Origin of the sequence: Xanthomonas campestris pv. phormiicola, from assembly GCA_025666215.1 — a bacterium.
Taxonomy (GTDB): domain Bacteria; phylum Pseudomonadota; class Gammaproteobacteria; order Xanthomonadales; family Xanthomonadaceae; genus Xanthomonas_A; species Xanthomonas_A campestris_A.
Genome location: CP102593.1, coordinates 4,438,098 through 4,459,636, shown reverse-complemented (window position 1 = coordinate 4,459,636; position 21,539 = coordinate 4,438,098). Strand labels below are relative to the sequence as shown.

General features: G+C 71.8%; 14 protein-coding genes and 1 pseudogene. 6 read left to right on the top strand and 9 right to left on the bottom strand.

The window, feature by feature from the left end:
* Positions 1–106: 106 nt before the first annotated feature.
* Positions 107–1,375: an MFS transporter gene (locus tag NRY95_18780; GenBank protein UYC15717.1), complete on the top strand. Its 1,269-nt coding sequence runs from the start codon at positions 107–109 to the stop codon at positions 1,373–1,375.
* A gap of 33 nt (positions 1,376–1,408) precedes the next feature.
* Here the strand turns inward: NRY95_18780 and NRY95_18775 are convergent, their stop codons facing one another.
* Complete coding sequence (locus NRY95_18775) at positions 1,409–2,395, bottom strand: SAM-dependent methyltransferase (GenBank protein ID UYC15716.1); 987 nt, start codon at positions 2,393–2,395, stop codon at positions 1,409–1,411.
* Positions 2,396–2,488: 93 nt separating this feature from the next.
* On the opposite strand from NRY95_18775, the pseudogene NRY95_18770 reads away from it, so the two are divergent.
* A pseudogene (locus NRY95_18770) lies at positions 2,489–2,590 on the top strand (response regulator).
* A 410-nt stretch (positions 2,591–3,000) separates the two neighbouring features.
* Here the strand turns inward: NRY95_18770 and glgX are convergent.
* The 7 genes from glgX to glgA form a co-directional block, all read right to left on the bottom strand.
* Positions 3,001–5,175, bottom strand: coding sequence for a glycogen debranching protein GlgX (gene glgX / locus NRY95_18765; protein UYC15715.1), 2,175 nt, complete (start codon positions 5,173–5,175; stop codon positions 3,001–3,003).
* Positions 5,176–5,184: 9 nt separating this feature from the next.
* Positions 5,185–5,373, bottom strand: a complete 189-nt coding sequence (locus tag NRY95_18760; protein ID UYC15714.1) for a DUF2934 domain-containing protein — start codon at positions 5,371–5,373, stop codon at positions 5,185–5,187.
* A 44-nt stretch (positions 5,374–5,417) separates the two neighbouring features.
* Entirely contained in the window at positions 5,418–8,039 is a 2,622-nt protein-coding gene (treY, locus tag NRY95_18755; protein ID UYC15713.1) for a malto-oligosyltrehalose synthase, read from the bottom strand.
* Positions 8,036–9,991 carry a 4-alpha-glucanotransferase gene (gene malQ, locus NRY95_18750; protein ID UYC15712.1) on the bottom strand — a complete coding sequence of 652 codons (1,956 nt, stop codon included), beginning with the start codon at positions 9,989–9,991 and terminating at the stop codon, positions 8,036–8,038. Before malQ ends, treY begins: the two co-directional genes overlap by 4 nt.
* Before the next feature lie 154 nt (positions 9,992–10,145).
* Positions 10,146–11,882: a malto-oligosyltrehalose trehalohydrolase gene (treZ, locus tag NRY95_18745; GenBank protein ID UYC18636.1), complete on the bottom strand. Its 1,737-nt coding sequence runs from the start codon at positions 11,880–11,882 to the stop codon at positions 10,146–10,148.
* Positions 11,883–11,943: 61 nt separating this feature from the next.
* On the bottom strand, positions 11,944–14,193 hold the full coding sequence (locus tag NRY95_18740; protein UYC15711.1) for a 1,4-alpha-glucan branching enzyme: 2,250 nt from the start codon (positions 14,191–14,193) through the stop codon (positions 11,944–11,946).
* Positions 14,190–15,761, bottom strand: a complete 1,572-nt coding sequence (gene glgA / locus NRY95_18735; protein ID UYC15710.1) for a glycogen synthase GlgA — start codon at positions 15,759–15,761, stop codon at positions 14,190–14,192. Before glgA ends, NRY95_18740 begins: the two co-directional genes overlap by 4 nt.
* Before the next feature lie 248 nt (positions 15,762–16,009).
* Here glgA and NRY95_18730 point away from each other — a divergent pair, with 248 nt between their 5' ends.
* On the top strand, positions 16,010–16,357 hold the full coding sequence (locus NRY95_18730; protein ID UYC15709.1) for a hypothetical protein: 348 nt from the start codon (positions 16,010–16,012) through the stop codon (positions 16,355–16,357).
* Positions 16,358–16,408: 51 nt separating this feature from the next.
* On the opposite strand, the gene NRY95_18725 is transcribed toward NRY95_18730, so the two are convergent.
* Complete coding sequence (locus NRY95_18725; GenBank protein UYC15708.1) at positions 16,409–16,783, bottom strand: response regulator; 375 nt, start codon at positions 16,781–16,783, stop codon at positions 16,409–16,411.
* A gap of 112 nt (positions 16,784–16,895) precedes the next feature.
* Between NRY95_18725 and NRY95_18720 the strand changes: the two genes are divergently transcribed.
* The 3 genes from NRY95_18720 (at position 16,896) to NRY95_18710 (ending at position 21,486) form a co-directional block, all read left to right on the top strand.
* On the top strand, positions 16,896–18,191 hold the full coding sequence (locus tag NRY95_18720) for a PAS domain-containing protein (GenBank protein UYC15707.1): 1,296 nt from the start codon (positions 16,896–16,898) through the stop codon (positions 18,189–18,191).
* 642 nt (positions 18,192–18,833) lie between these two features.
* Positions 18,834–20,765, top strand: a complete 1,932-nt coding sequence (gene mdoH / locus NRY95_18715) for a glucans biosynthesis glucosyltransferase MdoH (GenBank protein ID UYC15706.1) — start codon at positions 18,834–18,836, stop codon at positions 20,763–20,765.
* A gap of 55 nt (positions 20,766–20,820) precedes the next feature.
* A complete protein-coding gene (locus NRY95_18710) occupies positions 20,821–21,486 on the top strand; it encodes an alpha/beta hydrolase (GenBank protein UYC15705.1) in 666 nt (221 codons plus the stop codon).
* Positions 21,487–21,539 lie beyond the last annotated feature (53 nt).

The following is a 21,539-nucleotide window of genomic DNA, read 5'->3' as shown; positions in this document are numbered from 1 at the left end:
CGTCGCGGTGTCGGCGGCGGCGCTTTGAGGACCTCGCCATGTCGCTTCTCCGCTGTGCGGCTCGCTACGGTGTCTCGCGCCTTTCCGCTTGCGCGGCGGTGCGGCGATGAGCGCGCGGCCGGCCGCCGCGCCTGGCGCCCGCCCGCGCGGCACGCGTGCGTTGGAAGCGCTGAACTTCACCCTGGCCGACGTGCAGGACGGGCTCGGTCCGTTCCTGAGCGTGTTCCTGCAATCCAAGGGCTGGTCGGTGGCGGCGATCGGCTCGGTGATGAGCGTCGGCGGCATCGCCGGCATGCTCGCGACCACCCCCGGCGGCGCGCTGGTCGATGCGACCCGGCGCAAGCGCAGCATCGTGGTGGTCGGCTGCAGCCTGATCCTGCTGGCCTCGGCGCTGCTGTGGTGGTCGCCTAGCTTCGCCGGCGTGGTGACCGCGCAGGTGATGACCGCGCTCGCCGCCGCGGCGCTGGGCCCGGCGCTGTCGGGCATCACCCTGGGCCTGGTGCGGCAGGCCGGTTTCGATCACCAGATCGCGCGCAACCAGGTCGGCAGCCATGCCGGCAACGTGGTCGCGGCGGCGCTGGCCGGCCTGCTCGGCTGGACATTCGGCTTCGGCGCGGTGTTCGCGCTGACCGCAGGCTTCGGCATCCTGGCGATCGTCTCGGTGCTGCTGATCCCGCGCGATGCGATCGACCATCGCGCCGCGCGCGGCCTGGCCGACGCCGGCGCGCACGGCGCGGCGCACGCCAGCGGCTGGTCGGTGCTGCTGACCTGCAAGCCGCTGCTGGTGTTGGCGTTGGCGCTGGCGCTGTTCCATCTGGGCAATGCGGCGATGCTGCCGCTGTACGGCATGGCCGTGGTCGCCGCGCACCAGGGCGATCCCAGTGCGCTGACCGCGACCACGATCATCGTCGCGCAGGCGACCATGGTGGTGGCCTCGTTGCTGGCGATGCGCCTGATCCGCGTGCGCGGGCATTGGTGGGTGATGCTGCTGACCTTCCTGGCGCTGCCGCTGCGCGGGCTGATCGCGGCCAGCCTGATCCATGCGTGGGGCGTGTTCCCGGTGCAGATCCTCGACGGCGTCGGCGCCGGCCTGCAGAGCGTGGCGGTGCCGGCGCTGGTGGCGCGGCTGCTGCAGGGCACCGGCCGGGTCAACGTCGGCCAGGGCGCGGTGATGACGGTGCAGGGCATCGGCGCGGCGCTGAGTCCGGCGCTGGGCGGCTGGATCGCGCAGGACTTCGGCTACCGCACCGCGTTCCTGCTGCTCGGCGGCATCTCGCTGCTGTCGCTGGCGCTGTGGGTGGGTTTGCGCAAGCCGTTGCTGCAGGTGGCGGGGGTGCCGGCGGCGGACGTTGCGGTGGCGCCGGCGTCGGCTTGATCGGCCGTCGCGGTCGCGCCGCGTCGCGCCGAATCAATCCAGCGCCACGCCCGCGACCACGTCGCAGGCGATCCCGGCGGCGGCCAGCTGCGTGGCCAGCTGCGCATGCGGCGCCTGCCGGAACGCATCGCCCGGCTTCAGGCTGACCACGCGCTGCCCGGCCTGTACCTGTTCGACCAGCAGCGCGAAGTGCGCGGCGTCGTCGGCCGGCAGCGGCTGCCGCGTCGCATCGCGGCGCGCCAGGCCCAGCACCGCGGCGTCCACTGCCGGATCGCACAGCAACAGATCGGCCTGGTTCAACGCACGCAGCGCCTTCAGCGTCAGCGCGCCGGGGTCGCCGTTGCCGGTGCCGACCAGCCACACGCTGCCGCGGCGCGGCACGTCCTGCTCGCTGCGCTGCAGGGCGTCGTGGAAGGCCTGCTCGGCGGCCTGGGGCTGGCCGCCCTGCAGCAGCACCTGCACCGGGCCTTCCAGCACCTGTTCGAACCAGCGCCGGCGCTGCGCCAGCTGCGGCAGGCGCGCGCGGATCGCCTCGCGGTGGCGCGCGAACAGCTGCGCCAGCTGCGCGTAGGAATGGTCCAGCTCGGTTTCCCAGCGCTCGCGCAGGCGCCGCGCCAGCATCGGCGCCGCGCCGCTGGAGGAAATCGCCACCAGTAGCGGATCGCGGTCGATGATCGCCGGCACCTGGAACGTGGACAGCTCGGCATCGTCGACTACGTTGACCAGCTTGCGGCGCTGCCCGGCCTGCGCGGCGAGTGCGCGGTTGAAGGCGGTGTCGTCGGTGGCCGCGACCACCAGCCAGGCGTCGTCCAGCCACTGCGCATCGAACTCGCCGTCGACCCGCTGCAGGCGGCCCTGCGCCAGCCACTGCGCCACCGTGGCGTTGAGCGCGTGCGCGTACACCAGCACCTGCGCGCCGGCGTGCAGCAGCGCCTCGATCTTGCGCATCGCCACCTCGCCGCCGCCGACCACCAGCACGCGGCGCCCGGCCAGGTCGGCGAACAAGGGATACAGCGGCATGCGGACTCCTGCGGGAGGGGGGTGAACGGCTCGCTGCGGACGCGGATGGCATGGCGCCATGCGGATCGGCCAACTTCCGTCGGCCATGCGCGGATGCGGCGCGTCCTGCGGGCCAACGATACCGAAAAGCCGATCGGGCAGTTGCGCCAGGCGCTGGCCGACGCCGGCGCCGCGGTGTCGGACGCGGTCGCGGCGGCACCGGCGCCGGGCAAGGCGGTGGCCAGCGCGCAGCGCAGGGCGTGGCAACCGTCCCGGCGATTCGCCGTCGCGTGACACGCTCGCACCACCGGTACTGATCGTCCGCGCTCGCACGCGATCCAGGCGCAGCCGGGCGCAGCCGGGCGCTCTAGCCCGATCCTCTGCAGGCGCGCCTTCAACCGCGAGGAACCACGCCGAAACAAGCGCTCGGCATCGAACAAGGCATCAACGCCGATTGGTGGCCCGACGCAGCCGCGATGGTTGGCGCCGGGTGGCCTGCAGGCTTGCGGACCCGGTCGGGGCCGAAGCCGCTCCTCCACAGGCGCAAGGCCTGTGTCCGCGAAACGGGCAGCGGGCGGTGGCCAGCCACCATCCGCGCCGCTACCGTCGCTTCGCTGCCGCGACGCTCATGCCGCCGCTGCTGGCGGTGCCGCCGCATTCTGGTGCTGGGACGCGGCGACCTTGCCGTCGCGCTCGGCCGCCAGCAGGGTCAGCGAGCGGCAGATGCCATGCCATTGCGAGCCGCCGGGCAAGCCGTGCTCGTGGTCGCGTTCGGCGGTGTCGATCAGCACGCGCCAGTGCTCGCCTTCGACCATCGGCAGGGTGAAGGTCACATCCTCGGTGGCGCCGTTGACGATCATCAGCAAGGTCACGTTCGACGCGGCCTGGCGCAGGCCGCTGGACGGCGCCCTGCCGTCCAGGCGCATCATCAGTGCGCGTGCGTGCGGGTCGTGCCAGGACGCCTCGTTCATTTCCTCGCCGTCCGGCGCCAGCCAGCTCACGTCCTTGATGCCCAGTTCTTCGTCGTAGACGCCGTCGAAGAAGCGCGCGCGGTGCAGCAGCGGATAGTGCGCGCGCAGGTGGGTCAGGCGCGTCACGAACGCGGTCAGCCGCTGCGCGCGCTCGCCGCTTTCCCAGTTCAGCCAGGTCAGGTCGTTGTCCTGGCAGTAGGTGTTGTTGTTGCCGCCCTTGCTGCGCCCGAACTCGTCGCCGGCCAGCAGCATCGGCGTGCCCTGCGACAGCAGCAGCGTCGCCAGCATGTTGCGCATCTGCCGCAGGCGCAGGGCGTTGATCTCGGCGTCGTCGCTCTCGCCTTCCACGCCGTAGTTGGCCGAGATGTTGTTGTCCGAGCCGTCGCGGTTGTCCTCGCCGTTGGCCTCGTTGTGCTTGTGCTCGTAGCTGACCAGGTCGTGCAGGGTGAAGCCGTCGTGGGCGGTGACGAAGTTGACCGAGGCGGTGGGGCGGCGGCCGCGGTGGTTGAACAGGTCGGCCGAGCCGGTCAGGCGCGTGGCCAGTTCGGCCAGCTGGCCTTCGTCGCCGCGCCAGAACGCGCGCACGTTGTCGCGGAACTTGTCGTTCCATTCCGACCAGCCGGGCGGGAAGCCGCCGACCTGGTAGCCGCCGGGGCCCACGTCCCAGGGTTCGGCGATCAGCTTGACCTGGCTCAGCAGCGGATCCTGGCGGCAGGCGTCGAGGAAGCCGCCCTTGGGATCGAAGCCGTGGTGCTCGCGGCCGAGGATGGTGGCCAGGTCGAAGCGGAACCCGTCCACGTGCATCTCCGACACCCAGTAGCGCAGCGAGTCGTTGACCATGCGCAGCGCGCCGGCATTGGTCAGGTCGAAGGTGTTGCCGGTGCCGGTGTCGTTGACGTAGAAGCGGCGGTCCTGCGCCAGACGGTAGTAGCTGGCGTTGTCGATGCCCTTGAACGACAGCGTCGGCCCCAGTTCGTTGCCCTCGGCGGTGTGGTTGTAGACCACGTCCAGGATCACTTCCAGACCGGCGTGGTGCAGCCGCGCCACCATCTGCTTGAACTCGGCGACGGTACGCGTGGCCATGTAGCGCGGCTGCGGCGCGAAGAAGCCGATGGTGTTGTAGCCCCAGTAGTTGCGCAGGCCCTGCTTGAGCAGGTATTCGTCGTCGACGAAGGCGTGCACCGGCAGCAGCTCCACCGCGGTCATGCCGAGCCGCTTGATGTGCTCCACCACCTCGTCCACCTTGAGCCCGGAGAAGGTGCCGCGCCAGGCCTCCGGCACCGACGGGTGGCGCATGGTGGTGCCGCGCACGTGGGTCTCGTAGATCACCGTGCGGTCCCACGGCGTCTGCAGGCGCTGGTCCTTGCCCCAGGTGAAGGCCGGATCGATCACCGCGCACTTGGGCACGTAGGCGGCGCTGTCGCGGCGGTCGAAGCTCAGGTCCGCGTCCTTGTGGCCGATGGTGTAGCCGAACAGGGCGGGCGCCCATTTCAGTTCGCCGACCAGTTGCTTGGCGTACGGATCGAGCAGCAGCTTGTTGGGATTGAAGCGGTGCCCGGCGTCGGGCGCGTACGGACCGTACACGCGGTAGCCGTACAACTGGCCGGGACGCGCATCGGGCAGGTAGCCGTGCCAGATCTCGTCGGTGTACTCGGGCAGCGCGATGCGCTCGACCTCGCGGCCGCGCTCGTCGAACAGGCATAGCTCCACCTTGGTGGCATTGGTCGAGTACAGCGCGAAATTGACGCCCAGGCCGTCCCAGGTGGCGCCGAGCGGATACGAGCGGCCTTCGCGGATGCGGGAGCGGCGGGCGAGCTTGCGAAGCGGCATGCGAAATCCTTACGACGTGGCGGGGCCGTTGCCGGCCGGGGAAAGCGGGTGGTCTTGCGGATCGGCGCGGGCTTCGGCGTCGACCAGGCGTTCGGCCATGGCCCAGTGGCGGGCGGCGCGGCCGTCGGGCCGGCCTTCGGCTTCCCAGATTTCGTGTGCGAGTTGTTCGATGCGGCGCTGGCGGGTTTCTGCGTCCATGGCGGTCTTGTCAGGGGAAGGTGGCGCGCGAGGCCACCGGCGTGTCAGGGAAAGGTGGCCAGCACGGCCACCGGGAAGTCGGCGAGCAGGTCCGAGACCGGCGTCGTTGCCGACGCTGCGAATGCGCGCTCGCTCAGCACATGCCGGTACTGTGCCGCGGGCAGCGTCAGAAAGGTGTTATGCCAGTCCAGCTGCGCGCGCAACGGCGCCGCCGCATCCAGCGGCTGCGCTGCGGCGGTCAACCGCGGCACCACCACCACCAGGGTCTTGTCCTCGTGCTCGCGCGCGAAGCCGAGCAGGTGCTGCGCATGCGCACCTTGCGCCTGCAGCGGCCGGTAGCTGCCGTGCGCGAACAGCGCCGGATGCGCGCCGCGCAGCTGCAGCAACTGTGCGGTCAACCAGGCCTTGACGTGGCCGCTGTGCCAGTCGCGCAGCAGCGCCGACGGCGCGGTGGCGTCGTGCAGCCAGGCCTGGCGCAGCGCGTAGTCCACCGGGCGGCGGTTGTCCGGATCGACCAGCGACAGGTCCCAGCCTTCGCTGCCCTGATACAGGTCGGGCACGCCGGGCACGCTCAGCCGCAGCGTGGTCTGCACCAGGCTGTTGAGCGCGCCGGCCGGGGCCAGCGCGGCCGCGGCCTGCGCCAGCGCCTCGCGCAGCGGCGCGCCGGCCGGCGCCAGCAGCGCCGCATCCAGCAGGGCGCGCGCGCCGTGTTCGTAGGCCTCGTCCGGCCAGGTCCAATAGGTGCGCAGCTTGGCCTCGCGCGCGGCCTTCAGCTGCCAGGCACCGATGCGCTCGGCGTAGTCGGCCAGGCCGGCGGCATCGTCGCCGGCCAGTTCCAGCGGCCAGGCGGCGACCAGCATCTGCCACAGCATCAGCACGTCGCCGGGCAGCGGCGTGGCGCTGCCGGCCGGCAGCAGGTCGGCGGACAAGGCCTGGAAGCGCGCCACCTGCTCGCCCCACCACGGCGCCTGCGCGCTGAGCGCGGTCAAGCGCATGCGCACATCTTCGCCGCGCTTGTGGTCGTGGGTGGCGGTGGCCAGCAGCGCCCGCGGGTGGTGTTGCGCGCGCGCGGCGTTGGCGGCGTGGAAGGCGTCCGGCGCCAGCGCGAACACGTCCGGGTCGCTGCCCACCTCGTTGCGCGACAGCAGCACGCCGTGGCGGTAGAACGCGGTGTCCTCGACCGATTTGGCGTTGAGCGGTGCCGACAGTTGCTCGATGCGCCGGCGCACGATGCGCCGCAGCGCCACCTGCGCGTTGCCGGTGCCGCGGCCGTCGCGGCTCCAGCGCTCGATCGCGTCGATCGCCGCGCACACCCGCGGCTCGGCGCCGTCGCGCGCGCGCTGCGCGGCCTGCGCCAGGCGCGCGGCATCGGTCTCGTCCAGGCCATCGGGCCCGGCGTAGGTGCGGTACACCTCGAACTGCCGCAACAGCGCCATCAGGCCGTGCGCCAGCATCTGCGGGCTGAATTCGCGGGTGGCCGGGTCCAGGTGCGCGGCGGCCGCCAGCGCCTGCACGGTGCGCACGAACTCGGTCTGCAGCGAGCCTTGCAGGATCTCGTCGCGCGCGGCGCGCTGCTCCTGGCCGAAGTCGCCGCTGCGGCCGGTCTCGCGGCGCCACAGCGCGGTCAGCGGCGCGAGACCGGCCGGGTCGTGCAGCACGCCGGCGACCTGGTCCATGAAGTCGTAGCCGGTGCTGCCGTCGCAGGGCCAGTCGCCGCGCAGGGTTTCCTGCGGCGCCAGGATCTTCTCGATGTACAGCGCGATGCCGCCGGCGGCGATGCCGCGGCGGCGCCCGGCGCGGTCCAGCTGCGCGCGCAGCCGCTGCACGTAGCCGGTGGGATCGGCCAGGCCGTCGACATGGTCCACGCGCACGCCGTCGAGGTGGCCGTCGGCGACCAGCCGCAGCGGCAGCTCGTGCACCGCGGCGAAGACCTCGTTCTGCTCCACGCGCAACGCCGCCAGCGAGGTGATGTCGAAGAAGCGGCGGTAGTTGAGCATGTCGTTGCCGACCCGCCACCAGGCCAGCCGGTAGCACTGGCGCTCGATCAGCCGGTGCAGGGCGTCGTCGCCCAGCCGCGCGGCCTCGTTGAGCCGTGCCGCCCAGGCGCGACGCGCGGCCGGCGGATCCTGGGCGATGGCGCCTTCCAGGCGGATCGGGAAACGCTGGTCGTGGTGCTCCAATTGCACCTCGCCGTCCTCGGCCACCTGCAACTGCAGCACGCCCTCGCTCAGCGCCTGCGCGTACGCGCGGTCCAGCACCGGCAGCCACAGCTTGCCGTCGCGCCCGGGGGCGCGCCAGTCGATGTCGAACCAGCCGGCGTGGCGGCTGCGCCGGCCATGCTTGAGCACGTCCCACCACCACGGATTGGCGGCGTGCGCGGCCATGTGGTTGGGCACGATGTCCAGGATCAGGCCCATGCCGTGGGCGCGCACGCGCTCGGACAGGTGCAGCAGCGCCGGCTCGCCACCGAGTTCGGGATTGACCTGGCGCGGATCGGTGACGTCGTAGCCGTGGGTGGAGCCGGGCACGGCGGTGCCGATCGGCGACAGGTACAGGTGGCTGATGCCCAGGCCGGCGTAGTACGGCACCTGCGCGGCGACGTCGAGCAGGGTGAATCCGGCGTGCAGTTGCAGGCGGGCGGTGGCGCGCAGCGGGGTGAAGCTCATGCGTCGGTTCCTTGCGCAGTGGTGGCGGTGCGGCGCGCATGCGCGAACGCGTCCAGGCGGGTGGCGAGCGGCGCGCTGGCGGCCGCCGCGTCCGGCGCCGGCAGGCGCCGGCGCCAGTTCGGGTGGCCATCGACGGTGCCGGGCAGATTGGGTTGCTGGTCCAGGCCCAGCGCGTCCTCGGCCGGCAGCAGCGCCAGCGGCGAGGGCGTGGCGGCGACGAAGCGCAGCGCATCCAGTTCGGGGTCGTGCGCCTGCGGCAGCGCGGCGGCGACGGCGGCGTCCATGCGCGCCACGTCGGCGATGCGGGCCAGATGGTCGGCGCGTTGTTGCGCGGCATCGGACAGCTGCAGGCGGTGGCGCCAGTCGATGTCCTCGCCGCGGCGCCAGCCGCGCAGCGTCGGCAGGTCGTGGGTGGTGGTGGTGGCGATGGCATCGCCGCGCCATTGCGCCGGCGCCAGGAAGGCGCCCTTGGCGTCGCGGGTGAACAGCAGCACGTCGATGCCCATCACCCCGCGCTGCGACAGTTCGGCACGGATGCCGTCCGGCACCACGCCCAGGTCTTCGCCGATCACGATCGCGCGATGCCGCCACGATTCCAGCGCCAGCAGGCGCAGCAGGTCGTGCAGCGGATAGCGCAGGTACACGCCGTCGGCGGAACTGGCGCCGCGCGGAATCGTCCACAGCCGCAGCAGGCCGAGGATGTGGTCGATGCGCACGCCGCCGCGGTCGCGCAGCACCGCACGCAGCAGGTCGATGAAGGGCGCGAAGCCGCTGGCGCGCAGCCCGGTCGGCGAATAGCCGCCAATGCCCCAGGCCTGGCCGTCGCCGTTGAACGCATCCGGCGGCGCGCCCAGTTCCAGTCCGGCCAGCACCGCCTGCGGCCAGGCCGCGGCCTCGGCGCCGCCGGGATCGAAGCCCACCGCCAGGTCGGCGATCAGGCCGATGCCCATGCCGGCAGCGCGCGCCTGCTGCTGCACGCCGGCCCAGCTGCGCGCGGTCAGCCATTGCGCGAAGAGGTGCAGGGCCGGATCGGCATCGCCGAAATCGCGCGCGGCGAACGCGGCGTAGTCGCGCAGCGCGGCGCCGCGTTGATGCTGGAACGCCGCGAAATCCGCATGCAGCGTGGCGTCGGCCTGGGCGAAGTCGGCGTGCAGCTGGCGCAGCCACTGCCACTTCGCGGCAGACGAGGCCGGCCAGTCGATCAGCGCGCGGGTCTGCGCTTCGGCGAAGGCCTGTTGCAGCCCGGCGGCCTGCATGGCGCGCTGCGCCATCGCGGTACCGAGCACGCGCGCCGGGGCGGCCTGCAGCGGATCCAGGAAACGGCGGTCGCCCGGCGAATACGGGCTGTAGTGGGTGCCGATCGGCCGCGCCGCATGTACCGGGCTCAACGCGATCGCATCGCCGCCGGCACGCGCGATGCGCTCGGCCCAGGCGGCGACGCCGTCCGCATCGCCGATGCCGGCGTCGTCCGGGCCTTGCGCCGAATACACCTGCAGCGACAGGCCCCAGCGCCGCGGTGCGTCCTCGCCGACCGCCTCGGCCACGCCGTAGCAACGCGCCGGCGCCACCGCCAGCGTGGTGCGGCGATCGCCGTGCTGCAGGGTCCAGTAGCCGTCGCGGTCGATCGCGGCGACGCGGCCCTGCGCATCGAAGCGGCCGTCGCGGCCGCTGCCGTCCTCGTGCTCGAGCCGGTACGCCGCACCCGGCGTGCCGCCGGCGTCGATCGGCGTGCCGAGGTCGGCGGTCAGCAGCGGCGCGGCGCTGCCGCCGCTGGCCTGCAGCTGGCGCAGGCTGTCGCGGCAGGCGGCATCGTCGCGCGCGTCCAGGCCGAGCGCGCCGAGCGCGCTGCGCAGCGTGTCCGTGCCGACCGTGCGCGGCGTGTCGGAGGCGTCGATCCAGTCGACCAGCAGGCCGGCGGCGGACGCCAGGGTGTGCAGGGGGGTATCGGTCATGGGCGAGTCGGGGCCGCAGCAATGGGGAAAGAAGGACGCACCGCCGTCGCCGCGCGCGCCGCGCACCTGTCAGGCAGGCGCACGGTCGCGGGCGACGAACGGGAGGGGCAGCGTGCCGGAAGCGCTGTCGCGATGGCGTCGCGACAGCCCGCGCTCACGTGGCGGAACCGGCCCGGTAGCGGGCGACGAAGGCGTTCGGCGGCAGCTGCGCCGGGTCGTCGCTGGCATTTTCGGCATGGACCGTCGCGCCAGGCAGATCCAGTGCCACCGGCGTATCGCCGAAGTTGGCGGCCACGTGCCACTCGCCGCCGCCCAGGTTCCAGCCCGCGGTCACCGCCTTCGGCCCCAGCATGCGGGCGCCCACGGCGCGTGCCTGGGGCAACGCCGGTACCAGATGCTGGCGGCGCAGCGCCATCAGCGCCACGAACCAGTCGCGCCAGCGCGCGCCGTCGCCGTGGGTGGCGTCGCTGATGTCGGCGATGGACGCTTCGAACGTGCTCGGCGCGTTCGGGTCGGGAATGGTCGCGCGCTGCTGCGGATCGGCGAACGCGGCGAAATGCGCGAACTCGCGGCGCCGGCCTTCGCGCACCGCCTCGTCCAGCGGCGGCGCGAAGTCGGTGAAGAACAGGAACGGGGTGCGGCTGCCCCACGGCTCGCCCATGAAGAACAGCGGGATCATCGGGGTCAGCGCGGTCAGCGCCAGCGCCGCGCGCAGCGCCGGCTCGGCCACCTGGGTGATCAGCCGGTCGCCGCGCGCGCGGTTGCCGATCTGGTCGTGGTTCTGCGCGAAGATCACGAACTTGTGCGGCGGCAGCTGCGCGCTCGGTTCGCCGCGCGCATGCCCGCGGTGGTCGGCCTGGCCCTGGTAGGCGAAGCCTTCGCCCAGCACCCGCGCCAGGTGCTGCGCCGGCGCGTCGGCGAAGCCGGCGTAGTAGCCCTCGTTCTCGCCGGTCAGCAGCACGTGCAGGCTGTTGTGGAAGTCGTCGTCCCACTGCGCGCTGTAGCCGCGCTCCAGCACGCCGGCCTGGTTGGCCTCGTTCTCCAGCACCAGGTGCACGTGGCGCCCGGCCGGCACGCTGGCCATGATCGCCTCGCGCAGCGTGTCCAGGAACGCGTTCGGCACGATCGCGTGCACCGCGTCCAGGCGCAGGCCGTCGAAGCGGTACTCGTGCAGCCACATCAGCGCGTTGTCGATGAAGTAGCGCTGCACCGGCGCCAGCCGGAAGTCGATCGCCGCGCCCCACGGGGTCGGCGCGTCTTCGCGGAAGAACGGCGAGGCGTACTGGCCGAGGTAGTTGCCGTCCGGGCCGAAGTGGTTGTAGACCACGTCCAGGAACACGCTCAGGCCCAGCCCGTGGGCCTCGTCGATCAGTGCCTTGAGTTCGTCGGGATGGCCGTAGGCGCAGGCCGGCGCATACGGCAGCACGACGTCGTAGCCCCAGTTGTGGCGGCCGGGGAAGGCGGCCAGCGGCATCAGTTCGATCGCGGTGACGCCCAGCGCCGCCAGCGTCCGCAACTGCGCGCGCAACCCGGCGTAGCCGCCGCAGGCGCCCACGTGCAGTTCGTAGAACACCGTTTCCGCCCACGGCCGGCCGCGCCAGGCGTCGTGCTGCCAGCGATAGCCGTCGCTGGCCAGCACCGCGCTGGCGCCGTGCACGCCGTCGGGCTGCCAGCGCGAGGCGGGATCGGGCACCGGCTCGCCGCCGTCGATCGCGTAGCGGTAGCGGGTGCCGGCGGCGCAGGCGAGGGTCGCGGCGAAATAGCCGTCCGCCGCCGCGGCCAGCGGTTGCCGGCGGCCGTCGTCGAACACCAGTTCCACGCTGCCGGCATCCGGTGCCCACAACACGAAGGCGACCTCGCCGTTGGCGCTCGGCCAGGCGCCCTGGCGCAGCGCGGCGGGCGACGTGGCTGCCGCGCCGTCGGTCGAGGTCGTGCTCGTTGCGATGTTCACGTCAATGCTCCGCTTGCAACCAGAGGGTGGACAGCGGCGGCAGGGTCAGCGCCAGCGATTGCGCATGCCCGTGCATCGGCTGCGCGAGGGTGCGCAAGGCGCCGCCGTTGCCCTGGTTGGAACCGCCGTAATGGCCGCTGTCGGTGTTGAGGAGTTCGCGCCACTGCCCGCTGCGCGGCACGCCCAGGCGGTAGTCGTGGTGCACGTTCGGGGTGAAGTTGCTCACCGCCAGCAGCGGCGGTGCGCCACCGGCGCGGTCATGGCGCACGAAGGCGAACACGCTGTTGCGGTGGTCGTCGGCCACGCTCCATTCGAAGCCCTCCGCGGCGCGGTCGCTGCGGTACAGCGCCGGCAAGGCGCGCAGCTGCCGGTTGAGGTCGCCGACCAGCCGCGCCACGCCGCGGTGCTCGGCGCGCTGCGCCTGCGCCCAGTCCAGCGCGCGGTCGTGGTCCCATTCCTGCCACTGCCCGAATTCGCCGCCCATGAACAGCAACTTGCGTCCCGGGTGCGCCCACATGAAGGCCAGGTAGGCGCGCAGGTTGGCGAAGCGCTGCCAGGGGTCGCCGGGCATCTTCGCCAGCAGCGAACCCTTGCCGTGCACCACTTCGTCGTGCGACAGCGGCAGCACGAAGTGCTCGGAGAACGCGTACACCAGGCCGAAACTCATCTCGCTGTGGTGGTGCTGGCGGTGGATCGGGTCGCGCCGCATATAGCTCAGCGTGTCGTGCGCCCAGCCCATGTTCCACTTGTGGCTGAAGCCGAGCCCGCCCTGTTCCAGCGGCGCGGTCACGCCCGGCCACGCGGTGGATTCCTCGGCCATCACCCGCACCCCGGGAAAGCGTTGTGCGATCTCTGCGTTGAGCCGGCGCAGGAACGCGATCGCCTCCAGGTTCTCGCGCCCGCCCTGGGCGTTGGGCACCCATTCGCCCTCGTTGCGGCCGTAGTCGCGGTACAGCATCGCCGCCACCGCATCCACGCGCAGGCCGTCGACGTGGAAGCGCTCGATCCATTCCAGCGCGCTGCCGATCAGGTAGGCGACCACTTCGGCGCGGCCGTAGTTGTAGATCAGCGTGTTCCACTCGCGGTGCACGCCTTCGCGCGGATCGGCGTGTTCGTACAGCGCGGTGCCGTCGAAGCGCTGCAGGCCGTGCGCGTCGTCGGGAAAGTGCGCGCCGACCCAGTCCAGGAGCACCCCGATCCCGGCCTGGTGGCAGGCATCGACGAAGCGCGCGAAACCGTCCGCGTCGCCATGCCGCGCGGTCGGCGCGTACAGGCCCAGCGGCTGGTAGCCCCAGGAGCCGCCGAACGGATATTCGGTGATCGGCAGCAGTTCGATATGGGTGAAGCCCAGCTCCTGCACGTATGGGATCAGCTGCGCGGCCAGCGCGTCCCACTGCAGCGGCTGGCGGTGCGCGTCGTGGCGCCAGGAGCCGGCGTGCAGTTCGTAGATGCTCATCGCCTGCGCGGCGCCGGCGCGCGCCTCGCGCTGCGCCAGCCATGCGCTGTCGTGCCAGGCGAAGTCGGCGGCGCTCGGCACCACCGAGGCGGTGTCCGGCGCGCGCGTGCTGTGGCGGGCGACCGGATCGGCCTTGCGCGGCAGCGGCATGCCGTCGGCGTCCAGGATGTCGTACTGGTAGTGTTCGCCGCCGCGCAGCCCGGGCACGAACAGTTCCCACACGCCGGCGTCGCGATGCAGGCGCAGCGGATGGCGGCGGCCGTCCCAGCCGTTGAAGTCGCCGACCAGCGCGACCCGCCGCGCATGCGGCGCCCACACCGCGAAGCGCACCCCGTCGACGTTGCCGACGCGCGCGTGGTGCGCGCCCAGCGCGGTGCGCAATGCGGCGCCGTCGCCCTCGGCCATGCCTTGCAGCCAGGCCTCGTCCAGCACCGGGCCGAACGCGTAGGGATCGTCGATTTCCTGCACGGAATCCGGCCACACGATGCGCAGCCGGTACCCGGTGTCGGTCTTCAGTTCGCCTTCGAACAGGCCTTCGGCCTGCGCGTGGGGGCGCATCCGCGCCACCAGCTTGCCGTTGCCGTCGAGCAGGCCCAGCGCATCGGCGCCCGGGACCAGCGCGCGCACCCGCACCGCGCCGTGCGCATCGGCATGCGGACCCAGCCAGGCGAAGGCGTCCACCGCCTCGCCGCGGGCCAGCGCCTGCAGCGCCAGCCGCTCGCGTTCGTCGTTCGCCGCTTCCAGCGGCGCGTCCCACACCGGGATCGCGTCCGGCGCCTGTTCCCGTTCGCTCATGCCACCGCCGGCGACAACGGGGCAGTGCGGTCGTACAGGGCCATGTACTTGCGTCCGGCCAGATCCCAGCCGCTGGGCCGCAGCATCGCCGCGCGGCGCATCGCCTGCAGCAGGCCGGGCAGGCGGAAGGTGCGGAACACCCGCTGCAGGCAGCGGCGCAGGCCATCGGCGGACGGTTCCTCGAACAGGAAGCCGGTCACGCCATCGTCCACCGTATCGATCAGGCCGCCGGTGGCGTGCGCGATCGGCAGGCTGCCGAAACGCTGCGCGTACATCTGGCTCAGCCCGCAGGGTTCGAAGCGCGACGGCATCAGCAGGAAGTCCGAGCCGGCGAACATGCGCCGCGCCAGCCGTTCCTCGAAGCCGATATGGGCGCCGACATGGCCGGGAAAGCGCCGCGCCAGCGCCGCCACCGCCTGCTCGATCTGCGGCTCGCCGCCGCCGATCAGCACGATTTGGCCGCCGGCGGCGACGATCTGCGGCGCCACCTCGCAGATCATGTCCAGGCCTTTCTGGTGCACCAGCCGCGACACTACCGCGAACAGCGGGCCGTCGCTGTCGATCAGGCCGAACGCGCGGCGCACCTGGGCGGCGTTGTCGCGCTTGCCCTGGACCTGGTCGATGCCGAAATGGGTGTGCAGATGGTCGTCGGTGCGCGGGTCCCAGCTGGCGTCGATGCCGTTGACGATGCCGCTGAGGCGGCCGCTGGCGGCATGCCGGGCCAGCAGCGTGTCCAGGCCGCAGCCCTGCGCCGGGCCGGTGATCTGCGCCGCGTAGCTGACGCTGACCGTGTTGACGTGGTCGGCGTGGACGATGCCGGCACGCAGGAACGACATCTGCCCGTAGAACTCCAGGTCCTGCAGGCCGTTGTCGGGGATGCCCAGCGTGCCGGCCATCGCGTACGGGAACAGGCCCTGGTAGGCCAGGTTGTGGATGGTCAACAGGCACGGTGTCTTGCCGCCGGACCAGCGCACATAGGCGGCGGCCAGCGCGCACGGCCAGTCGTTGAGGTGCAGCAGGTCCGGATTCCAGTCCAGCCCGGCGCGGCCGCCGGCGATCTGCGCGGCGGCGTGCGACAGCGTGGCGAAGCGCAGCGCATTGTCTTCCCAGTCGCGGCCTTCGCTGGACACATACGGCGAACCCTGGCGCTCGAACAGCTGCGGGCACAGCAGCACATACACGCACAGGCCGTCGGGGCGGTCCGCCCGGCCCACCGCGCAGGCCGGCAGCCCGGCGTGGGCGGCGATGTGGCCGACGATCTGCAGCGGCCCGGTCTTGCGCAGCACCGCCGGGTAGCCGGGGATCAGCACGCGGATGTCGCAGCTGCCGCGCAGCGCGCGCGGCAATGCCGCCGCGACGTCGCCCAGGCCGCCGGCCTTGATGAAGTCGGCCATTTCCGAGGTCACGAACAGGCTGGCGCGGCGCGGTGCCGGCTGCAGCTTGACGGTGACCTCGGCGCTGCGGATGAAGCGTCCGCGCGCGTCGCGGTGGCGGCGCCGGGGCGCACGCAGGACCGGATGGGTATCGCGTTGTCTATCGGGCAGATCGGCGGGCGGGGGAGGCGACATGGCGGTTCCGTCGGGGAGGGGGGGACGGGCACACGGAAAGCTGTTGCCGTCGCGTGCCCGCAGCGGGCGCGCGACGTGAAACCAGAAACAAAGAAGGACAGCGGAAACAGGCGGGTCAGCGTCTCTTCAGCAATGTACGAACGCGGCAATAAAAGGGGCGTGAAGCGAACAGCTTGTCTACGCTGCGCCCGCACCGTTACCGCATAGTGATTTCGCCACATTTCAGGCGCTTGGCCCGTGCAGGACCGATGAACCGTTTAGCTTCGTTTCCGGTACCACCGACCGCCACGCCAATCGGCATGAATGCGCAGGTTGCGCTGTCTTCATCGGGCCTGTGCTGCAATGCCGGGATGAATCCATCGGACCCACGGATGCGACGCGAGCTGGACGGCTTCGTGCTGGATGCCGTCCTCGCCGCGGCTCCGGACGGGGTGCTGCTGCCGCAGATCCGGATCTCGGACGCGCAGGGCGCCGTGTTGAGCCGGCACGCGTTCGATGGTGTGTATTTCGGCGATGTTCGCGCGGGAGAGCACTTCGTCGCCGAACGGCTGGCGGCGATCCGTTCGGCGCAGTATGGGAGGTTGGTGTTCGGCTGAGCGGCGGCGTGCTGTCCGCCGGGGCGGCGAAGGCCGTGCACCGGCCATGCGCTAGTGCGCGGGCTGCAGGCGCTGCAGCGCCGCCAGCAGGCCGGCATGGCTATACGGTTTGGGCAGGAAGCCGGTATGCGTCGGCAGCGCCGCGGCGTCGGGATGTTTCATGCCGGAGGTGAGCAGCGCCGGGATCGTGACCGCGCGCCGGCGCAGCTCGCGCACCATGCTCATGCCATCGCCGCCGGGCATCTGCACGTCGCTGAAGATCAGATCCACATCCGGATCCTGTTCGAGCAGGGCGAGCGCCTCCTGGGCGGTGCCGGCGGACAGGACCCGGTAGCCGTCGGCGTCGAGCATCATCCGGGCCAGTTCGCGAATCGTCTGGTCATCCTCAACCAAAAGAATGGTGGTGAGGGCGCAAGTGCCACGCATAATGCTGCTACCGCCGCGTTTTCAATACTGGCAGCTTCACGATTCGGCGGTGAAGCGCTGGTGACGCTGCGGTGATGCCGATATGCTGGCCCCACTCATCGCGAGACCCCGCTTGTCCACTCACGCCCGCTATCGACAGATCGTCGAACTCTCGCACGATTGCATCAAGGAGATCGGCCGCGACGGTGTCGTGCGATCGATCAACACGCGCGGTCTGAGCCTGCTCGGCGCGGCCGAGCCCAAGCATGTCGTCGGCCGCGCGTGGCAGGATCTGTGGCCGGAGGAGATGCGGCCGCTCGCCGAAGCGGCGTTCGCCGCCGCCTTGCGCAACGAGCAATACGAATTCTGGGCGCAGCGCGAAACCTTCGACGGCCGGCCACGCTGGTGGCACGTGCAGGCCAGCCCGCTGACCAACGCCGACGCCGAAGTGGAAAGCGTGCTGGTGATCAGCCGCGACGTCACCCAGCACCGCCAGATCGAGGAGGCCCTGCGCACCCTGGGCGACCTGCCGCAGGCCGGCGCCGGCGTGCCGGTGCAGCGCGTCAGCGAGACGCTGGGGCAGCAGTTGCAGGCCGAGCACATCGAACTGCGCGGGCAGCTGGACATCGCCCTGGCCGCGCAACGCGTCGCCGAGCGGGCGATGACCCAGGCGCAGAAGGGCGAGGCGATCGGGCAGATGCTGGCCGGCATCGTCCACGACTTCAACAACATGCTGCAGACCGCGATGACCTCGGTGAGCATGGTCGCCGAGCATCCGCAGCGCCTGCAGCCGGACCAGCGCAAGCTGCTCGGCATCGCCGGCGAGGCGCTGCAACACGGCGCGCGGATGACCCGGCGCCTGCTCGGCTTCGCCCGTGCGCACCCGGTCAAGCCGCAGTGGCTGGATCTGTGCGAGGTGGTCGCGCACATGCAGCCGCTGCTGGCGCAGGCGTTGGGCGGGGAAATGAAACTGCAGCTGGCGACCTCGCCCGGCGGCGCCACCACCTATGCCGACCGTGGTTCGGTCGAGCAGGCGGTGATGAACCTGGCCTTGAACGCCCGCGACGCCTGCCAGCCCGGCGACATGGTGTCGATCCGCTGCGCCAGCCTGCAGGTGCCGCCGGCGCAGGCCGCGGCGATGCGCCAGCCGGGCCGCTACGTGACCCTGTCGGTCAGCGATCAGGGCGAGGGCATGTCCGAGGACACCAAGTCGCGGCTGTTCGAGGCCTATTTCACCACCAAGCCCGAGGGCAAGGGGACCGGCCTGGGCCTGGCCCAGGTCTACGGCCTGGTGCGCCAGGCCGGCGGCTTCGTCGACGTGGACTCCGAACTGGGGCGCGGCACCACCATCACCCTGGCGTTCCCCTATGTCGCCGAAGCGCCACCGGGCGAGGGCGGCGACAGCGCGGTATTGCCCTCGCCGGCCTGAGCCGGCGGCTTGGCGTGTCGGCAGCAGTTCGCCCCGGCTGGCCGTTTGCGCCTGGTGCAGCAGGCGCGTGCGCGCTGCTGGCGCGACGCGTTGCAAACCGCGCCCCGCAGCGGCGCCCGATGCATTCGGCCGCCTGCGGCAGCCCCGGGTCGAACCCGGCGCCGGCGTTGCCGCGCAACGTTGCATTTGGCTTCGCAGCCCTTCATCGCGGTCGCGCGCTGGCGCTGCAGGGCTGGCGGTTGCGACGCTGAGGTAACGCGACCTTTTGCGCGGTGCGCGTGCTGGAGCGCGCGCATCTCGCCGCTGTCCGGGGCGATGCGGCTCCGCTCCGCCGCGGTTCGGACCGCATTGGCCTGCCTCCGCGCGCTTCTGCGCACGCAGCGAAACGCCGCTCGGCGCTGGCGAATGGCTGAACGGAGCTGCCGGCGGCGGCGTGGCGCGCGCTCGGCCATCTTCGCGAAAGCTTACTATTCGGGGTTTACAGTGGCGGCCGTATTTTGCCCGCCCGAGAGGAGAGAACGTGGGTACGAGTGGCAATCACAGCAGGACGGTGCCGATCACGGTGCCAGTGCGCGCGGCGGCGCGCCCGTGCGCAATTTCCAGGTCGCGTCGCCGCGCTGTCCGACGAGGCTGGCGGAACGCATGAGCATGGTCGCCCCCCCACCGACTTTGCCCGACTCCGCTTCCCTCGATGCCGGCCACGCGGTGTTGCCGCCCGGGGCGCCGTTGCCGATGCCGGTGCAATCGCTGCGCCAGGGCAAGCTGCGCAACAAGCGCCTGCCCAGCACGCCGCCCGGCATGGTCTGGCGGCGGCTGTACGTGTTCGGCAGCACCGCGCTGATGACCGCCTACGCCAGCGTGCTGATCGGCAAGGTGCTGCTGATCGGCGGGGTCAGCGTGCTCGAAGGCTGCCTGATGGCCTTGTTCATCCCCCTGTTCGCGTGGATCGCGTTTTCGTTCGTCAGCGCGCTGGCCGGATTCGTGACCCTGGTATTCGGCGGCGGGCGCAAGCTCGGCATCGATCCCGACGCGCCGCTGCCGGCCGTGCGCAGCCGCACCGCGTTGCTGATGCCCACCTACAACGAGGACCCGCACCGGTTGATGGCCGGCCTGCAGGCGATCTACGAATCGGTCGAGGCCACCGGCCAGATCGAGCACTTCGATTTCTTCATCCTCAGCGATACCACGCGCGCCGCGGTCGGGGCCGAGGAAGAGCAGGTCTACGCCGAGCTGGTCGAACGCACCGGCGGCCACGGCCGCATCTACTACCGGCGCCGCGCCGACAACGCCGAGCGCAAGGCCGGCAACATCGCCGACTGGGTGCGCCGTTTCGGCGGCGCCTATCCGCAGATGCTGATCCTGGACGCCGACAGCCTGATGACCGGCGAGACCATCGTGCGCCTGGTCGCGGGCATGGAAAACAGTCCCGACGTGGGTCTGATCCAGACCTTGCCGGAAGTGGTCAACGGCAACAGCCTGTTCGCGCGCATGCAGCAGTTCGGCGGCCGCGTCTATGGCCCGGTGATCGCCTACGGCGTGGCCTGGTGGCACGGTTCGGAGAGCAACTACTGGGGCCACAACGCGGTGATCCGCACCCAGGCCTTCGCCGAACAGGCCGGCCTGCCGGCGCTGCCGGGGCGCAAGCCGTTCGGCGGCCACGTGCTCAGCCACGATTTCGTCGAGGCCGCGCTGATGCGCCGCGGCGGCTGGGCCACGCACATGGTGCCGTACCTGCAGGGCAGCTACGAGGAAGGCCCGCCGACGCTGACCGACCTGCTGGTGCGCGACCGCCGCTGGTGCCAGGGCAACCTGCAGCATTCCAAGGTGGTCTTCGCGCGCGGCCTGCACTGGATCAGCCGCATGCACATGATGATCGGCATCGGCCATTACTTCACCGCGCCGATGTGGGGCCTGCTGATGCTGATCGGCATCGCGATCCCGCTGCAGAGCAACGGCATCGACCTGGTCGCCACGGTGGTGTCGCCGTTCTCGCCGGCGCGCTACTGGCACCAGCAGGATTCGACCCGGGTGTTCTGGGTGTTCGCGGTGACCATGTTCGTGCTGCTGGCGCCGAAGGTGCTGGGCTACTTCGCCATGTTGCTGAAACCCGAGGAACGGCGCGGTTGCGGCGGTGCGCTGCGCGCGCTGCTGAGCATGCTGCTGGAAACGGTGCTGGCGGCGCTGATGGCGCCGGTGGTGATGTACGTGCAGTCGCGCGGCGTGGCCGAAGTGCTGGCCGGCAAGGATTCGGGCTGGGACGCGCAGCAGCGCGACGACGGCCGCCTGTCGTGGCTGGCGTTGGCGCGCAGCTATGGCGGGCTCAGCGCGTTCGGCCTGATGATGGGCGCGATGGCCTATGTGGTGTCGCCGTCGTTGGCCGCGTGGATGGCGCCGGTGGTGATCGGCATGGCGCTGGCGATCCCGGTGGTGGCGGTGAGTTCCTCGCGCGCGGCCGGGCTGTGGCTGCGCCAGCTGCGCATCCTGGCCATTCCCGAAGAGCAGAAGCCGCCGGCGGTGCTGCTGCGCGCCGGCGAATTGCGCCGCGCCGCCGCCGCACGCCGCGCCGCCAGCTGACCCGGCGGCAGACGCGGCAGGCATAATGCGCCCCATCTCGATGGGGACCGCACGCATGCTGGAAACAGTGGAACACGAAACCGCCGCTTCGCCGGCCTGGACCGTCCTGTGGCTGCACGGGCTCGGCGCCGACGGCCACGACTTCGCGCCGCTGGTGCCGGAGCTGCTGCGGCCGGGCTGGCCGGCGCTGCGTTTCGTGTTCCCGCATGCGCCGGTGCGTGCGGTGACGATCAACAACGGCGTGCGCATGCGCGCCTGGTACGACATCGTCAGCCCGGATTTTTCCAACCGCGCCGACAGCGCCGGCGTGGCCGCATCGGTCGCCCAGATCGAGGAACTGATCGCGCGCGAACACGCGCGCGGCGTGCCCGCCGAGCGCCTGCTGCTGGCCGGTTTCTCGCAGGGCGGGGCGATCACGCTGGCCACGGGGCTGCGCCGCGAACGGCCGCTGGCCGGGTTGATCGCGCTGTCCACGTATCTGCCGGAGGTGGCCGACGTGGCCCGCTGGCATGCGCCGGCGGCCCTGTCGCAGCCGCTGTTCATGGCCCACGGGCAGGGCGATCCGGTGATCCCGCAAGCCTATGCCGAGCAGACCGCGCAGGCGCTGCAGGCGCTGGGCATGCCGGTGCAGTGGCAGCGCTATCCGATGGCGCACCAGGTCTGCGCCGAGGAGATCGCCGATCTGCAGGACTGGATGAGCGCGCGCTTCGCCGCCGGCTGAGGCGCGGCCGCGGCGCCGTGCCGGGTGCGCCGGAGCCGAGGCGCCAGGCGCTG

Excerpts from the sequence above, each read along its gene's own strand:
- mdoH (UYC15706.1), top strand. The coding sequence starts at position 18,834 with ATGAGCATGGTCGCCCCCCCACCGACTTTGCCCGACTCCGCTTCCCTC.
- NRY95_18760 (UYC15714.1), bottom strand. The coding sequence starts at position 5,373 with ATGGACGCAGAAACCCGCCAGCGCCGCATCGAACAACTCGCACACGAA.
- treY (UYC15713.1), bottom strand. The coding sequence starts at position 8,039 with ATGAGCTTCACCCCGCTGCGCGCCACCGCCCGCCTGCAACTGCACGCC.
- glgX (UYC15715.1), bottom strand. The coding sequence starts at position 5,175 with ATGCCGCTTCGCAAGCTCGCCCGCCGCTCCCGCATCCGCGAAGGCCGC.
- glgA (UYC15710.1), bottom strand. The coding sequence starts at position 15,761 with ATGTCGCCTCCCCCGCCCGCCGATCTGCCCGATAGACAACGCGATACC.
- NRY95_18775 (UYC15716.1), bottom strand. The coding sequence starts at position 2,395 with ATGCCGCTGTATCCCTTGTTCGCCGACCTGGCCGGGCGCCGCGTGCTG.
- NRY95_18730 (UYC15709.1), top strand. The coding sequence starts at position 16,010 with ATGAACCGTTTAGCTTCGTTTCCGGTACCACCGACCGCCACGCCAATC.
- NRY95_18740 (UYC15711.1), bottom strand. The coding sequence starts at position 14,193 with ATGAGCGAACGGGAACAGGCGCCGGACGCGATCCCGGTGTGGGACGCG.
- malQ (UYC15712.1), bottom strand. The coding sequence starts at position 9,991 with ATGACCGATACCCCCCTGCACACCCTGGCGTCCGCCGCCGGCCTGCTG.
- NRY95_18780 (UYC15717.1), top strand. The coding sequence starts at position 107 with ATGAGCGCGCGGCCGGCCGCCGCGCCTGGCGCCCGCCCGCGCGGCACG.
- NRY95_18710 (UYC15705.1), top strand. The coding sequence starts at position 20,821 with ATGCTGGAAACAGTGGAACACGAAACCGCCGCTTCGCCGGCCTGGACC.
- NRY95_18725 (UYC15708.1), bottom strand. The coding sequence starts at position 16,783 with ATGCGTGGCACTTGCGCCCTCACCACCATTCTTTTGGTTGAGGATGAC.